At 67.8% G+C, this 13716-nt stretch carries 14 protein-coding genes and 4 pseudogenes; 7 read left to right on the top strand and 11 right to left on the bottom strand.

Annotated elements, in window-relative coordinates:
• Positions 1–36: 36 nt before the first annotated feature.
• From OG322_RS40400 to OG322_RS40380, 5 genes and pseudogenes are all read left to right on the top strand, one after another.
• Positions 37–420 (top strand): WhiB family transcriptional regulator, encoded by a 384-nt coding sequence (locus OG322_RS40400; protein ID WP_123466571.1) that lies wholly within the window; start codon positions 37–39, stop codon positions 418–420.
• 165 nt (positions 421–585) lie between these two features.
• Positions 586–792: a hypothetical protein gene (locus OG322_RS40395; protein WP_123466047.1), complete on the top strand. Its 207-nt coding sequence runs from the start codon at positions 586–588 to the stop codon at positions 790–792.
• A gap of 227 nt (positions 793–1019) precedes the next feature.
• Positions 1020–1259: pseudogene (locus tag OG322_RS40390) on the top strand (TnsA-like heteromeric transposase endonuclease subunit); the annotation flags it as partial.
• A gap of 60 nt (positions 1260–1319) precedes the next feature.
• The gene (locus OG322_RS40385; RefSeq protein ID WP_329305862.1) at positions 1320–2444 is read left to right on the top strand and encodes an NAD(P)/FAD-dependent oxidoreductase; all 1125 of its coding nucleotides are present in this window, start codon (positions 1320–1322) and stop codon (positions 2442–2444) included.
• 423 nt (positions 2445–2867) lie between these two features.
• Positions 2868–4247, top strand: a complete 1380-nt coding sequence (locus tag OG322_RS40380; protein WP_329305863.1) for an IS1380 family transposase — start codon at positions 2868–2870, stop codon at positions 4245–4247.
• A gap of 478 nt (positions 4248–4725) precedes the next feature.
• On the opposite strand, the gene OG322_RS40375 is transcribed toward OG322_RS40380, so the two are convergent.
• The 3 genes from OG322_RS40375 to OG322_RS40365 form a co-directional block, all read right to left on the bottom strand.
• Complete coding sequence (locus OG322_RS40375; protein ID WP_123466040.1) at positions 4726–5592, bottom strand: AraC family transcriptional regulator; 867 nt, start codon at positions 5590–5592, stop codon at positions 4726–4728.
• A gap of 59 nt (positions 5593–5651) precedes the next feature.
• A complete protein-coding gene (locus OG322_RS40370) occupies positions 5652–6464 on the bottom strand; it encodes a phytanoyl-CoA dioxygenase family protein (RefSeq protein ID WP_266413005.1) in 813 nt (270 codons plus the stop codon).
• A gap of 239 nt (positions 6465–6703) precedes the next feature.
• Positions 6704–6970 (bottom strand): helix-turn-helix domain-containing protein, encoded by a 267-nt coding sequence (locus OG322_RS40365; RefSeq protein ID WP_329305864.1) that lies wholly within the window; start codon positions 6968–6970, stop codon positions 6704–6706.
• A 436-nt stretch (positions 6971–7406) separates the two neighbouring features.
• Here OG322_RS40365 and OG322_RS40360 point away from each other — a divergent pair, with 436 nt between their 5' ends.
• Together OG322_RS40360 and OG322_RS40355 are read left to right on the top strand one after the other, a co-directional pair.
• A complete protein-coding gene (locus tag OG322_RS40360) occupies positions 7407–7799 on the top strand; it encodes a hypothetical protein (RefSeq protein WP_329305865.1) in 393 nt (130 codons plus the stop codon).
• A pseudogene (locus tag OG322_RS40355) lies at positions 7769–8353 on the top strand (reverse transcriptase/maturase family protein); the annotation flags it as partial. The gene OG322_RS40360 and the pseudogene OG322_RS40355, both read left to right, overlap by 31 nt.
• Positions 8354–8473: 120 nt before the next feature.
• Here OG322_RS40355 and OG322_RS40350 read toward each other — a convergent pair.
• The 8 genes and pseudogenes from OG322_RS40350 to OG322_RS40320 form a co-directional block, all read right to left on the bottom strand.
• A pseudogene (locus OG322_RS40350) lies at positions 8474–8743 on the bottom strand (hypothetical protein); the annotation flags it as partial.
• 71 nt (positions 8744–8814) lie between these two features.
• On the bottom strand, positions 8815–9471 hold the full coding sequence (locus tag OG322_RS40345) for a hypothetical protein (RefSeq protein WP_329305866.1): 657 nt from the start codon (positions 9469–9471) through the stop codon (positions 8815–8817).
• Between the two features lie 146 nt (positions 9472–9617).
• The gene (locus tag OG322_RS40340; protein WP_123466034.1) at positions 9618–10271 is read right to left on the bottom strand and encodes a S26 family signal peptidase; all 654 of its coding nucleotides are present in this window, start codon (positions 10269–10271) and stop codon (positions 9618–9620) included.
• Positions 10268–12160: an ABC transporter ATP-binding protein gene (locus OG322_RS40335; protein ID WP_329307687.1), complete on the bottom strand. Its 1893-nt coding sequence runs from the start codon at positions 12158–12160 to the stop codon at positions 10268–10270. The genes OG322_RS40340 and OG322_RS40335 overlap by 4 nt, the downstream gene beginning before the upstream one ends.
• A gap of 11 nt (positions 12161–12171) precedes the next feature.
• Positions 12172–12720 (bottom strand): hypothetical protein, encoded by a 549-nt coding sequence (locus tag OG322_RS40330; protein WP_329305867.1) that lies wholly within the window; start codon positions 12718–12720, stop codon positions 12172–12174.
• A gap of 10 nt (positions 12721–12730) precedes the next feature.
• Entirely contained in the window at positions 12731–13234 is a 504-nt protein-coding gene (locus OG322_RS40325; protein ID WP_329305868.1) for a MauE/DoxX family redox-associated membrane protein, read from the bottom strand.
• Positions 13134–13373 (bottom strand): annotated as a pseudogene (locus tag OG322_RS41865) (MauE/DoxX family redox-associated membrane protein); the annotation flags it as partial. The gene OG322_RS40325 and the pseudogene OG322_RS41865, both read right to left, overlap by 101 nt.
• Positions 13374–13401: 28 nt before the next feature.
• Positions 13402–13563 (bottom strand): hypothetical protein, encoded by a 162-nt coding sequence (locus OG322_RS40320; protein ID WP_185095544.1) that lies wholly within the window; start codon positions 13561–13563, stop codon positions 13402–13404.
• Between the last annotated feature and the right edge of the window lie 153 nt (positions 13564–13716).

Genomic DNA, 13716 nt, shown 5'->3' with positions numbered 1-13716 from the left:
GCCATCGGCCAAGCACTCACCACCGACGCCGTCGGCATCACCCAGACCTCGGCCGATACCGCGACCTCGCCCAGGCACTCCTCCGACTGGGTCACCGACTGGATCAGCCAGGCAGCGTGCCGCACCACCGGTCCGGATGATTTGTTCGTCCTGGGCGCCGCACAGAACAGGGCGAAGGCCGTATGCACGGGATGCCCCGTGCGGACCGAATGCCTGGGGGACGCCCTGGACAACCGGATCGAGTTCGGCGTCTGGGGAGGCATGACCGAGCGCGAGCGCCGGGCCCTGCTGCGCCGTCGCCCCACAGTGACCTCCTGGCGCCTGCTGCTGGAGACCGCGCGTCGGGAGTACGAGCGCAGTGCGGGGATCCTGCCGCTTGAGGACGAAGACCTCACCATCATCTTGGAGCAGGTCATGTAGAGAGCGGGCGCGGCGCGTACCGCGCGCGCAACCACCGCCACAAGCACGGCGTTCAAAGGCGGCCGGGCTACTCCGTGATGCCGCCATACACCCCAACCAATGCAGAAACCGTCAGGCGAGACCCGACACACACTCCACCCGCCACCGACCCGTGAGGAACGACCGATGGCCTCTACCAATCCCCCCGAGCCCGACGCGAACAGGCCACTGCTCAACCAGCGATCCGCCATGATCTTCCTGCTGGCCACACTCGTCGGCCTTGGTGCCGGCCTGCTGACCTTCCTCGCCGCGAACCCCTGGCCAGTGGCAGTCACGGCTGGCGCGGCAGCAACCGCCGCCGGAGTCCTGTTCTTCGATCGGATTATCGAATAGACCCACACCATCCAGCCGGGATGTCAGCGGACGCCGCCAAGTTCGATGCCGGGGCCCTCTCAGGCGCCTTCCGAAGTGGTGAACATCTGCTGTCGGGTTCTCGGGTTCTGGCACACATTCCGTTTGACCGCTGTCATCCAATCGAGGCATTTGACAGCGAACCCAGCCGTTTCGGCTTCTATGACAGCGAACCTAGTCGTGCGGGGTGAGCGCGCTGGGGGTGTTGTATGGCTGTACCGGCTGGGACGGACGAGGCCGTGCCGTACGTCGAGGTGTCGTGCGTGGATGCCGCAGGCAGGCGTCGGCGGCGTCCCCTGCTGGACTGTGCGACGGTCAGGTTCGAGGACGTGGTTCCGGTACGGCCGTTTCGGTGGGCAAGAGGTTCGCGCCATTTCCCGGGCTGGTACTGGTCGGCGACGACCGGGCAGCACGTCGGCTTCGAGTCGTGGCTGGAGCGGGACCGCTCCACATGCCTGCATGCTGAAAACGGGAGTCGAGTTCGCCGGTGATCCGAGAAGGAGACGCTTGTGAGGATCGGGTCCGCGAAGCGGCCGGAATGTGTAGCTGTCATCGGAGTGGGCACCCTCGGAGCCAGCGTGGGCTGGAACCTGTCCCGGCACGGTGCCAAGGTGGTCTTCATCGACGCAGGCCAACCGGGCGAAGGCGTCACCAACTGGTCTTTCTCTTGGGTCAACGCCAGCAACAAGACCGCGCGCAAGTCCTACTTCGACCTGAACGTCGCGGGCATGGCAGCGCATCATGAACTTGCCAGGACCATCGGGCCAGACTCCTGGTGGTATCCCACTGGCCACCTGCGCTGGGCAGACAATCCCGCAGCCCAGGCGAAGCTCCTGAAAACAGCCGAACTGCTGGCTAGCTGGGACTACCAAGTCGAGGTACGCACGGGGGCCGAGGTGCGCCGCCGCCTCGAACCTGCTCTCACCATGCCCGGCGAGGTTCCAGTCGTGTTCTACCCCGACGAAGCCTGGGTGCACGGACGTCATCTCGTCGGCCGCCTGGTCAGCCAGGCCGTAGCATCCGGCGCCGAACGCCGCTCCGGCACCGCGGTCTGTGACATCAGTATCGGTGCTGACGGGAGCATCCGGACAGTTGCCCTATCCGATGGGACCAATCTCGACGTCAACATCGTCGTGAACGCAGCGGGCCCCGGCGCCTCCCACGTCGCCGGACTCATCGCACGGCACCTGCCGATGCGCCGGGAACCCGGCGTCGTCACTCGGATCGGCTGTGCTCAGGTCCCGGTTCACCGGGCCATGCACGCGCCTCACATCGAGATCCGTCCTGACGGAGACTCTTCGGTGGTCCTCCACAGCCGCGAGATCGACGCACTCATCGACACAGGCGAAGACCCAGCGGAACTCGCAGGGCTGCTCCACGAATCGGCGCGGCACGTCGTTCCCGAGCTCGGCAGCTCACAAATCGCTCAGACGCGGGTAGCCAACCGACCCATCCCAGCCGACGGATTCCCTTCGGTGGGAGCGGTACCGTCCGTGCCGGGCTACTACGAGGCCGTTTCCCACAGCGGCATCACGCTCGGGCCGGTAATCGGCCGGCTGCTTGCTTCGGAGATCCTGAGCGGGAAGAGAGACGAGATGCTCGCGGACTTCCGCCCGGAGCGGTTCTCCCCGTGACAGCCCGGGCAAGTGCCACCAGCACCGCGACCAGGCGGGGGCGTCTCCGTGCGTCTGAAACAGGCCCGTAAAGCCGCGCTACTGCGGCACAGAGGCCGGAAGGGAGGACGGTCCGCCACCTCTGCCACTCCACCTCGCGCATGAGTTACCCGCGTCTCAGTGAGCACCACGCCAAGAGACGTGTCGCAACCGGCACCAGCCACAGAATATGTCAGTAGGAACATGACCGTCGTGTCAGCGAGGTTCCGGACATCACCCCGAACAGCGTCAGCACGAGCAGACTCATTGACATCCAACCTAGCCTCGGGCTTTCGCGAGTGAGCCTGTCCGGGTCTTGATCAAATAAGCGGAGAGTGCTTCTGACCTGCAACGATGGGACTTGTCTAGGGTCCTGTTGGCTGCACGGAAAGAAGCACTCTCCAGGTGAGTAAGCGTATCGGGTTGTACCCGCGTGTCCGTGTCGAGGGCGGTGGCAGCGGGACGGTCTCGCAGGCCGGCGCGGTGCTGTTGGTCGAGACGGTCCGCAAGTTGGGTCTGGACACCGCGATATCGACGGCGTTGGAGCCGTGGCGCGAACCGCGGACGGTGCATGATCCAGGCAAGATCCTTCTGGATGTCGCGCTCGGAGTCGCTCTGGGCGGGGACTGCCTCGCCGATGTCGCCATGCTGCGGGCCGAGCCCGACGTGTTCGGACCAGTGGCATCCGACCCGACGGTTTCACGGCTCATTGACGCCCTTGCCGCTGCCGGACCGAAGTCGCTCACCGCGATCCGGTCGGCTCGGGCGGAAGTACGCTCGCATGTCTGGGAACTGGCCGGGGCGAACGGTCCCGCCGCCGACGGCTCGGCGATCGTGGACATCGACGGCGTGCTCGTCCTTGCGCACTCCGAGAAGCAGGACGCCACCGCGACCTGGAAGAAGACCTTCGGTCATCATCCGCTCGTCGCGTCCGTCGACCACGGCCAGAGCGGGTCCGGGGAACCGGTGGCCGCGCTGCTGCGGCCCGGCAACGCCGGGTCCAACACCGCGAGCGATCACATCGAGACCACCCGCCTCGCCGTGGCTCAACTTCCCAAGCACCTGCGGCGGGGACGGCAGACGCTGATCCGCACCGACTCCGCCGGCGGGACCCATGCCTTCCTCGACTGGCTCTCCAAACCGGGCCGGTGGCTGTCGTATTCCGTCGGAATGACCATCACCGACGCCATCCACCAGGCCGTCCTGAAGATCCCGAAGAAGGCATGGACACCGGCCTACGACGCCGACGGCACCGAGCGGCCCGGCGCCTGGGTCGCAGAGATCACCGACATGCCCGACCTGACCACCTGGCCGAAAGGGATGCGGCTGATCGTCCGCAAAGAACGCCCGCACACCGGAGCCCAGTTGCGCTTCACCGACCTCGACGGACTCCAGCTCACCTGCTTCGCGACGAACACCAAGGGCAGCCAGCTCGCCGACCTGGAACTACGTCATCGACGGCGGGCCCGCTGCGAGGACCGGATCCGAAACGCCCGCGACACCGGCCTGCGCAACCTGCCGCTGCACGACACCGCACAGAACCAGATCTGGCTGGAGATCGTCTCCCTCGCACTCGACCTCCTCGCCTGGATGCCGATGCTCGCCCTGACCAGCAAAACCCGCCGCTGGGAACCCAAGCGGCTCCGCCTTCGGCTGTTCTCCGCTGCTGCCCAGCTGGTCACCACCGGCCGCCGCCGCTGGCTCCGCTTCACCGCCCGATGGCCCTGGACGGATGTAATCACCCGCGCGATCCAGCGACTCGCAGCCCTGCCGAACCCCGGCTGACCAACCACTTCAACCGCCCCGACGAACCAGCAACATCCCGGAGCAGTGGAACCCGGCGCCCACCCAACGCGACAGCCGGGCCGCCAACCTGCCCCAGCCCACGAAATTCCGCACCTCGCAAGCACAGAGTCCCCATCAGCGAACCGACGAGGACCCATGAACGATCGAGGCTAAACGGCAGCCACTTGGTCACCTCATGACAGCAGACCAGCACACGCCCACACCGCATGACCAGCCAATCAACAACCGAACACCGCTGACGCACAACCGCTGCCACCGACACGCCCACTCACACCGGATGCCCAGGCCGGTGCCGGAGAACCGGCACCGGACCGTACGGAGGCGTGACCTATCGGGTCAGGCGCAGGTTCCAGCCGTTGGCGCCGTGTGGTCGTCGTCGTAGCAGACCAGGGCCGGGGCGTAGGTCTCGGAGGTCGGGCGCCCGGCCTTCTCCGGCCCCGGGGGCTTGCCGCTTTGTTCAGCCGTGCTCGGGCTCCACCGGGAGCCACAGTTCGGCGTCGGCCTCGGTCTTCTCCGGCGACAGGCGGGTGCGCAGGATCTCAGGGCCGGTGCGGGTGCGGTACGGGTTCGACGGGAACCATTCGGTGAACACGTCCCGCCACAGCTCCTGGATGGCCAGCGGTACCGGCCCGGACGTGGTGAAGACCGCCCAGGTGCCAGCCGGGACAGCCAACGTGGTCGTGCCCTCCAGAGCGGCCGGAGAGGTGATGACGCCGTGGTGATAGTCGAGTTCGGTGCCCTCGGCGCGGCTGGGGTCCATGCCGTCGCAGACTGCGACGATGCCGTGCGGCTCCTGGTCCGACAGTTTCTCCAGGCGCTCCAGGGTCGGCGGGTCGATCCCGCGGACAAAATCCATGATCGCCTGGTTCGGCCCGGCATGCACCAGCGGTACCCGGGTCTTGAGTCCGACGACGTTGAAGTCCGCCTTGTCCACAACGCGGTATCGCATACTGCTCCTCCCTTCGATGGTGAGGCGGAAGGCCATCCGGGACTGGGAGTTGAGCGCGGCGCCGGCACGTCGGGCCTCGCCCGGTCCGATGCCGTGCATGGCACGGAACGCCCGCGCGAACGCCTCGCCGGAGCTGTAGCCATAGCGCACCGCGATCTCCAGCAGCGTCTCACGTCCCGCGAGTACTTCGGCGCCTGCGAGGGTGAGCCGACGGCGCCGGATGTACTCCGACAGCGGTATGCCCGCGAGCGCGGAGAACATCCGGCGCAGGTGGTACTCAGAGGTGGCCGCGATGCGTGCCAGCTCCTCCATGTCGACGGCCTGGTCGAGATGGCACTCGATGTGCTCCATGGCCTGGTTCAGCCGCTCCAGCATGCCCGGCCTCCTTCCTCTTCTCTCACGGCCACTTTGCCAGCGGTGGTCGTGAGGCACGGTTACGCTGCGCTGCAATCGGTGCCGTCCCCGTCCGGGCCGGGGGTGTCCTGGCCCAGGCCCCGGCGGATCGCGATCTCCACGGGTGAGTACGCGCCGTCGGCCCGCTCCAGTTCGTACGGCGCGGCCGGCATCAGCGGCGGCTGGGCCATGAAGCGCGGCCGCACCCCATGGTGCGGTTGCGCCGCGTGCACCAGGAACGGATGGCACAGGAAAACGTCGCCCGGGGACCCGGTGGCGAGGACGACGGGCCGGTGGCCGGACGCCGCCACCAGGTCGGGCGCGAGGGCCAGCCCGCTCGCCCCGTCCTCCCCGTGCTTCTCCAGCACCTTCGGCACATCGAGGTGCGAGCCGACCCGGATCCGGGTCGGGGCGTCCTCCTCACCGACCTCGCTGAACAGGAACAGCATCAGCAGCGCCCGGCCCCGGGAGCGCAGATTGGTGAAGTACCAGCTCTCGCCCTCCGGCAGATAGCTCCCCTCGATGTGCCAGCCCGCGTCGTCCGGCTCCTCCTCGTGCGGGAAGCGCAGCGGGAACGTGCCCAGCGAGTAACGCGGCTCCCAGCATCCCGCGCCGACGAGCAGGTCGTACGCGTGCTGCAGGGACGGAGAGTTGGGCGCGGCGGCGAACGGCCCCTGCGCCATGCCGGCCACCCAGTGCACGGGCTGCGTCCACGTCGCCGGATCGTCCGGGTCGCAGCCCGTCTCCCGCCACAGCAGCCGCGCACAGTCCGCGGCCACACGCGGCGCTACCGCGCCCTCCAACTTCACGAAGCCGTCGCGCAGGAAACGGGATACCAAGGTCGTGTCATCCATGCCCCCATCGTGCGGCGACACCGGCCCCGATCACCCGACATTCCCCGCACCGCCTTTGTCGGGTGATCACCGGAGCGCGGTCAGGCGGCGCACCGCCCAGCCGACCGTGATCGGCTCAGCGGTACTTCCTGTACCGCAACTACACACCCGCTCTTCCTCGTATGTCCCCAAGGGGCCCGGCAGGCCGGGCGTGACGCCGAGCTGGGCCGCGCCGCCCTTGGCCCGATGGAAGGCGGGGATCACTTGCTGCCCTCCAGCTGGCGCGGGACGCGGGAGGTCCGCAGTTCCTTGAGGTCCGGGATGTGGTTGTAGAGCGTGCCGACCGAGACGCCGAGGATCTTGGCGATGGTGGTGACGCTGTTCTCGGGGTTGGGCAGCATGTCCCGGGCCGCCCGGATGAGGTCGTCGTTGACGACCGACGGCCGCCCGCCGACCTTGCCTCGGGCGCGGCGGCGGCTACTGAACTTGATTGGGTGATGTCGGGCCGTTCGCCTGACATCACCCAATCAAGTTCAGTAGTGAGACGGGAAGGTGCACGCGAGGAATCAGTGCTTGACGCCCCGTAATTACGACACCGGTCCAACCTGGCGGATGCGGGCCGGATGCAGTGTACGGTCGCCGATGGCGGCGGCCGACTCCGAAGCCGGATCTACCTACCGGTGGGGAGGCCACGCCGAAAGCCTGCGGCGTAAGCGTGGCGATGCTGCCGGGGTAGAGCTGGGCACCTCACCCGTCAATCGATTCCGTGGTGAACGTGGGAACTGCCCGCAGTCGCCCGATGCCGGATATCCAGTCCGGTGGAGGGCAGGCCCATCGCCGGCTGATGGCCGTCGGGCAGGACGGAGGCTCCGTAGTACTCCGAGGCCGGGAAAGCCGGCCACATGGGGAAGGGGGCCAGCAAGTCGGCAGTAAGGATGCTGGAATGCCAGGAGGTGGTCGCCGGTGAATTCCGGCGAGCTGGCATGGGCCTTGATGAAGGCCGAACGCCGGGTACTGGAGATCCAGACCAAGCTGCACCGTTGGGCTGCTGATGATTCTCATCGCAGGTTCGACGATCTGTTCAACCTCGTGGCCGATCCCGCCTTCCTGTTGGTGGCGTGGGACCGTGTCCGGGGAAACAAGGGTGCCCGCACGGCCGGAGTGGACGGGAAGACCGCCCGCTCCATTGAGGCCGGGCAGGGAGTCGAGGTGTTTCTCGGCAGGCTGCGGGCTCAGATCAGAGATCGCAGCTTCCGGCCGGTTCCCGTGCGTGAGCGGATGATTCCCAGGGCGAACGGAAACTCCGTCGCCTTGGAATTCCGACCGTGGCGGACCGAGTGGTCCAGGCGTCCTTGAAACTGGTGCTGGAGCCGGTGTTCGAAGCGGATTTCCTCCCGTGTTCCTATGGGTTCCGCCCGATTCGCCGGGCTCATGACGCGATCGCCGAGACTCGCTACCTCGCCAACCACGGATATGAGTGGGTGGTGGAGGGCGACATCACGGCGTGCTTCGATGAGATCTCGCACCTGTCTCTCATGGAGCGGGTGAGGCATCGAGTCGGGGACAAGCGGGTGCTGTCCTTGGTGAAGGCGTTCTTGAAGTCCGGGATCCTGTCCCGGGACGGAGCCTTCACGGACACACGCACCGGGACCCCGCAGGGCGGGATTTTGTCGCCGCTGCTGGCCAACATCGCGCTCTCGGTTCTGGACGATTACATCGCCCAGGGGATTGGAGGATCAGGTAACACCTCCGAGGATCGACGCAGGAGACGGCGCCGTGGATTGCCCAACTATCGGCTGGTCCGGTATGCGGATGATTTCCTCGTGCTTGTCTTCGGGCGCCGTGAGCATGCCGAGGCATTACGCGACGAGGTCACGGAGGCGTTGAAGCCGATGAGCCTTCGCCTGTCGGTGGAGAAGACAAAGATCACGCACATTGACGAGGGCCTGAATTTTCTCGGATGGCGCATCCATCGTCACCGGAAACTGGGCACTGACCGGCAGTACATCTACACCTATCCGGCACGGAAGTCAGTACGTTCCGCGACGGGCAAGGTGAAGAAACTGACCGGACGGCAAAACGTCGGCTTGTCGCTGGAGTCCCTGCTCCAGCGGTGCCGACAGGCGGCCGGCGGCTTCGCGGAGGACGACTTCGGCAAGGGCGCCGCGGCCGTCACTCCTGGGCAGCGCGGCGGCGTGGCGCCGGACGTCGGAGGCGACCGCACGGGCGTGCCCGGCGAGCCGGAGAGCGATCTGCTCGTAGTCGCGGATTGCGAGCGTGTCGGGGCCGGTCCACGCGAGAGAATAGCCTTGACTCTGGGGCACCGTACCAACAGGGCTCACGACAGCCGAGATAGACTTATTGTGCGCCGTCAGAGCCATTCGCTGAAAACGTAGGCGACAGCCTGACGGGTCAATTCCTCCTCGATATGAAGCTGCCGATCGCTAATTGGGCGAGGGGTTATCTCCACCTTCGGGATGCGTGCCCACCATCGGGGATGCCCTCCGGGCAGAGCAAGAAGTCCACCGAACCTCACGTCACCCGCGAACCAGACCACTCCTCGCCCGTCAGTCAGTCCGGTCCATACGTCCTCGGGCATGGGGGACTGATACGTGCAGGCCACCTCTCCCTCGGGGCCTAGGAGCAGCACCGCCTTGTCGCCTACCCCGGCTATTTCCTGCACTCGGCAGGGCCAAGCTTGCCAGGGGCTCGCAACTGCCGCCGTTGAAACGCGCTCGAAGTCGGCCAACTCTTCTTTTGCCTGCCCGCTATTTTTCTCGGCAGAATGGCCGATCGCCAGAGCGAGAGCTATGGCGACAAGAAGTATAGGAAGCGTCTGAGTTGTGATCGCGAAAACAAAGCCTCCGATGATTAGGAAAAGTCCCCCGACGTAGGCACCGCCGGGTTCCTGCTTCTCCACCCACTGCTTCTTCACTTCCAGCAGTGAGGCGACATCCGTCCGCACTTCTGGTGTCATCTCTCCTGCCGGTCTTGGCGAGACCTGGTATCCGAAGTCCTCTGCCAACATGACGCCCCCCTGCGGTCGCCTTCCATCCCGGATGAGCGTGCGCCGACGCCCTCATCGCCCTCGCCATGCTCAACCTCGGCGGACACCGACCCCACCTACCAGGCGTCAAGCCGCATGAACCCATCCACGGAAGCGACCGAAGAGCCTCATTTCCCCGGTACGGCGGGACTCGCGCCGTACCGTGCCCGGAGGCGCAGCGCCACGCCGAATACGCGGTCGCCCGGGAAGTAACCGGCCTGCCGGGAGTCGGCGCTGGCTTGGGGGTTGTCGCCCAGGACGACGAGCCTTCCTGCTGGCACGCGTGTTTCCGGCACCCGCGCGAGCGAGGGGACCAGGTCTCGCGGTACCGGGTCGCCCGGCACTGCGACGACACGCTTGATCACCCACGTGCCATGGGACGGCGGCACCGTCGTGGGCGCGCAGGCGCGTGGCGACGCGGGAGACCATGAGCCGTCGGGCATCGGCTGCTCGACGACGACCACCTCCCCCACCCCGGGATTGCGTCTGCGGCGGACGAGCACCCTGTCGCCGTCCCGGTAGAGCGGCTCCATGCTCGCGCCGCGCACGGTCACCGCGACCATGCTGCGCGCCAGCAGCGCGGTGGCGACGAGGCCGAGGCTGAACGCGAGCGCGGCGACGCCGCACAGCAATGCCCAGGCGCAGGCGCTGACGGCAGCCAGGGCGGGGGCGCCGCACCAGAGCACCACCGCACCGAGCACCAGTGCCCGTCGGGCCCGCGGTGCGCGTGGTTCGCCGAATCGGTCCGCTGCGGAGCATCTCCTCTCGAGACCTCGCTTCATGAGGGTCCTCCTGCGAAAGTGGGTTTGTCCGGGGTATCGGCCCGGTATCCCGACGCCTGGAGAGCGAAGAGGCGGGCGTACTCCCCGTCGGCCGCCATCAGCTCGGAGTGGTTGCCCTGTTCCGTGATCCTTCCCTCCGCGAGAACCACGATGAGGTCGGCGTCGCGCACAGCGCCGAGTCGGTGGGAGATGAGCAGACTGGTCCGCCCGGCCCGATGGCGCCTGAGGGAGCTGTGGATCTCACTCTCGGCAGCGGCGTCCAGGCCGGAGGAGGGCTCGTCGAGGATCATCAGGTCGCGTCGGTCGCGTAGGAAGGCGCGGGCCAGCGCGAGGCGCTGGCGCTGGCCGCCGGAGAGCACCACACCGGTGGTCGGGTCGCTCCTCTCGGATTCCATGAAGAACATTCGCGAGAGCAGGGTGTCGTAGCCGTACGGCAGCGCGGCAAGCCTGGTGTGGATGCCGGCCCGTTCGGCGGCCGCGCGGATGCGCGCACGGTCGTCGAACGCTGTCAGATCGCCCAGCCCTATGTTCTCGGCGGCCGTCATGTTGTAGTCCATGTGGTCCTGGAACACCGCGCTGATCCGTTGCCGCAGTTCGGCAGGGTCGATGTCGCGCAGGTCCACGCCGTTCCAGCGGATCGAGCCGCGGGTGGGATCGTAGAACCGGCACAGCAGCTTGACCAAGGTCGACTTCCCCGCCCCGTTCAGTCCCACCAGAGCCAGCGACGTCCCATGGGGTACGAAGAGGTCGACGCCCCTCAGGATCCAGGGATGGTCGTCGGAGTAGCGGAACCACAGATCGCGCAGTTCGATCCCGGTCCTAAGCGGAGGCAGCGCGCGGGGCGCGGCGGGCGCGGGCAGGTCGGGTCCGGCGGTGGTCACCGCCAGGTAGTGGTCGAACATCAGCAGCGCCTGGTGGCCCTGGGCCACCTCGTTCGCGAGCGTGGCCAGCGCCGCCTGCACGCCGGCCACCGCGGCCACGAAGATGGTCACCCCGCCGACCGACAGAGTCCCGGCGTGCGCCGCACTCACCGCCCACAGCATGCCACCGCCCGACATGAGGGCGGTCAGCAGTCCCAGACCTGCCTGTAGGCGGGCCTCGCGCCGGTCGGTGGCCCGCTTGGCGGAGTTAGCCGCCCGCCGCTCGCCAAGCATCCGCTGCCGCAGGAAGGCGCCGATGCCGAACAGGCGCACCTCCTTGGCCGCGTCCACGTTGGAGAGCAGCTCGCTGTAGAAGAGTTCCCGCCGTTCGACCGGCCCAAGGTTCCAGAACATGCGCGCTCGCCTGCGCGACATGGCGAGTTCCGCGAGGAGTCCCGGCAAACCGGCCGCCACGACCAGCAGGGCCATCAGCGGGCTGATCACCATCAGCGAGCCCAGGAATCCGACGACGGTGACCCCTGCCCGAACGATGCCCAGCACCCCTTCGACCGTCCGGGTCGGGGAGTTACGGCCGGACTGCTGGGCGAGGCGTAGCCGGTCCAGAAAGGCCGGGTCCTCGAAGCGGGCCAGCCCCAAGAAGCCGTCCACCGCGGTGAACAGTCGGTCCTGGGCGAACAGTCCGACCGCGCGTTCCAGCTCCGTCCGCTGGTACTGGATCGCATGCGGCACGGTCCCGATGACGACACCGGCCACGGCAAGGCCCACACCGGACCTGATCAGCGTGCTGGCCGCAGCGCCCGAAACCAGGCCGTCCAGCACCGTTTTGGTCAGCCACGCCGTCACCACGGGCAGCGCCCCGGCTGCCGAAGTCAGCAGCGTGTACAGCGCCAGCGACCCGGGAGCCGCTCTCGCCACGAGCGAGCAGGCGGCGGCGGCTCGCCGTGCGACGGACGTGGGCCGGCCCGTACCGGGGTCCGGGATGTTCGCGCCGCGGCCGCCGGACGGCATCCGCCGGCCGCTCACGCCGCCGCCGCAGCCGGTACGGCCAGATCTACCTGGTTGGCGGTCACCACGAGCCTGCCGGCGCCGACCGGTGAGACGCGCAGCATCGTCGGGTACGCCTTGGCCCTGAAAGCAGTGCTGACAGGACCGTCAGGGGCCTCGACGACCACGCGGGCCACCGGGCTCAGCCTTGAGACGAACGACGAGGCCTCGGCGGCATCCCCCACCACCGTCACCAGGACGTCATCACGATCGATCGAACGGGCATGCATGTATGCCACAAAGTCCGCCAGCTTCTCCCGGCACGGTGTGCAGGAAGGCGAGAGGAATGCCACCAACGTGTCGGCAGCCAGATCGGCGCTGTTCACCGGCTCGCCCGCGACGGTGGACGTCGCGAACTCACCGATCTCCTCGCCCACCGCGATGACCGGCAGTTCGGTCATCGCCGGCGGGCTGGACAGCAGGGCGGTGTGCTCGCGCAGCCTCTTGACCACGCCGAGTGTCAGCACCAGGTCGAGCGCGCAGAGCAGGCCCACAAGAATGACGGCCGCGATGAGGACGGGCACGGAGGTTCTCCTATCGACTCGACTCGTCCCGGACCGCGGGAACGCCCCGAAGCCGATTCGGGACTGAGCTGTTGACGGGTTGGAAGAGTTCGACCAGGTCGTCGAGCGAGACGGTCAACCCACCCAGAAGCAGGCCAGCCAGCGTTGCCACGACCGCTCCGCCGACCTGCGGAGGACCCGCGGCGAAGGCCGTGGACAGGCCGACGCCCGCGAGCACGGCGAGCAGCACGTTGCGTACGACGTGCCGCAGCCCGATCGGGACCGCAGACTCGCCGAAACACTGGCAGGGTGCCCGCACCCCTCGGCGGAGCAGCAGGGCGATCCCGGCGGTGAACACGGTCAGCAGGGCCACCGCGATGGTGAAGCCGGCCGCCGCAGGGGCCGGGAAGGGCGCGGAGAGGTCCGCAGACCGCGCACTCTGCGACGGCGATTCCCAGTGCCACCGGCCGGACCAGCGGGGTGGGCAGCAGCCGCAGGTCCCGCAGGAACGCGCCGAACGTCCGGAAGGCGTCACGGCTCCGCACTTTGCTGATGAAGGAGACCAGGAACACCACCCCCACCAGGCCGCGCAGGCCGACCGTCAGGTAATCCACAGGTACCCCCGTCGGGTCGTCAACGGCAGTTTCCAGCTGGGCCAGAGGCGGGGCAGCCATCGACGGCTGCCCCGCCTCGTCGGCCCTGTCAGCAGCGGCTCTCCGACCGCGACGTGCACCCCGAACCGACGCAGCACCACCACCACCAGCCTCCCGTGCACACCGGGCCGCAGCTGGCGGCCGACGCCTCGGCCTTGGGCACGAAACGGGCGAGAAGGCTGCTGCCCACCGCCTCCAGCTTTCTGTACATGTCCCACTCCTCACGTGATCGGGCTCCGCCCGGCCAACCCACCTCGGTGGCCAGCGCCAGGCCGGCTTCGGCCTGGACACATCTTCTTTGGCCGGGCGTGCACTCGACAAAGACCGTCGGCTGTAGCCGAATGTCCCTGGTCAGCGCGTGCCA

Origin of the sequence: Streptomyces sp. NBC_01260 (assembly GCF_036226405.1) — a bacterium.
In the GTDB taxonomy this organism is placed as follows: domain Bacteria; phylum Actinomycetota; class Actinomycetes; order Streptomycetales; family Streptomycetaceae; genus Streptomyces; species Streptomyces laculatispora.
The sequence above is the reverse complement of the archived record's forward strand: the minus strand, read 5'-3'. Positions and strand labels throughout refer to the sequence as shown.

Bases quoted from the DNA above. Each gene is read 5' to 3' on its own strand.
- OG322_RS40395 (WP_123466047.1), top strand. From the start codon at position 586: ATGGCCTCTACCAATCCCCCCGAGCCCGACGCGAACAGGCCACTGCTC.
- OG322_RS40375 (WP_123466040.1), bottom strand. From the start codon at position 5,592: ATGCTGGAGCGGCTGAACCAGGCCATGGAGCACATCGAGTGCCATCTC.
- OG322_RS40370 (WP_266413005.1), bottom strand. From the start codon at position 6,464: ATGGATGACACGACCTTGGTATCCCGTTTCCTGCGCGACGGCTTCGTG.
- OG322_RS40320 (WP_185095544.1), bottom strand. From the start codon at position 13,563: ATGTACAGAAAGCTGGAGGCGGTGGGCAGCAGCCTTCTCGCCCGTTTC.
- OG322_RS40345 (WP_329305866.1), bottom strand. From the start codon at position 9,471: ATGTTGGCAGAGGACTTCGGATACCAGGTCTCGCCAAGACCGGCAGGA.
- OG322_RS40335 (WP_329307687.1), bottom strand. From the start codon at position 12,160: ATGCCGTCCGGCGGCCGCGGCGCGAACATCCCGGACCCCGGTACGGGC.
- OG322_RS40340 (WP_123466034.1), bottom strand. From the start codon at position 10,271: ATGAAGCGAGGTCTCGAGAGGAGATGCTCCGCAGCGGACCGATTCGGC.